We start from the raw sequence: 620 nt of genomic DNA, 5'->3' as shown, positions 1-620 counted from the left end.
GCCCGCGCCTTCCGTGCGTGGGGGCGCGCCAGCCCGCCCGCTACGCGCTGCTGTACGGCAGCCCGGTGCCCGGGTACGCGGCGCCGGCCGAGCGCACGAGCAGGCCGGGCACCCGGGTGATCGGCCTGCTGCTGGGCACCCTGGACGGGGCCGGGGGTCTCGGCACCGGGCCCGTCCGGGCTCGACCTGTCGACGCTGCGGGCCGAGGCCGGGGTCGGTCTCGACGACGGCGCGCTCGAGGTCGCGCTGCGGCTGTGGACGACGATCGTCGGGCTCACCAGCCTGGAGGTGTTCGGCCAGCTCGGTCCCGACCCCGTCGTCGACGTGGCCGCGCTGCTGGACGTCCAGGTCGGCGCGGCCCTGGACGTCCTCGGCCTCACGTCGTGATCGTGCGGTCGAGCCCGAGCGCGTCCAGGAACCGCTCGTCGTGGCTGACCACGACGAGCGCCCCCTCGTAGCCCGCGAGCGCCTCGACGAGCCGGTCGACGCTGCGCATGTCCAGGTCGTTGGTCGGCTCGTCCAGGCACAGGAGCTGCGGCGCCGGCTCGGCCAGCAGCAGGCAGGCGAGCGTCGCGCGCAGCCGCTCGCCACCGGACAGCGACCCCGGCGTCCTGGTCGGC

The 620-nt window shown here is 76.6% G+C and carries 2 protein-coding genes; one reads left to right on the top strand and one right to left on the bottom strand.

The window, feature by feature from the left end; genetic code table 11:
* The first annotated feature begins 186 nt into the window (after window positions 1-186).
* A complete protein-coding gene (locus AC2W7G_RS18025) occupies window positions 187-387 on the top strand; it encodes a TetR-like C-terminal domain-containing protein (protein ID WP_485869640.1) in 201 nt (66 codons plus the stop codon).
* Here AC2W7G_RS18025 and AC2W7G_RS18020 read toward each other — a convergent pair.
* On the bottom strand, window positions 377-620 hold a 244-nt coding region (locus AC2W7G_RS18020), incomplete at its 5' end, for an AAA family ATPase (protein ID WP_485869639.1). The genes AC2W7G_RS18025 and AC2W7G_RS18020 overlap by 11 nt on opposite strands.

This window comes from Aeromicrobium sp. PFPM2_SD2 (assembly GCF_057364525.1).
The sequence above is the reverse complement of the archived record's forward strand: the minus strand, read 5'-3'. Positions and strand labels throughout refer to the sequence as shown.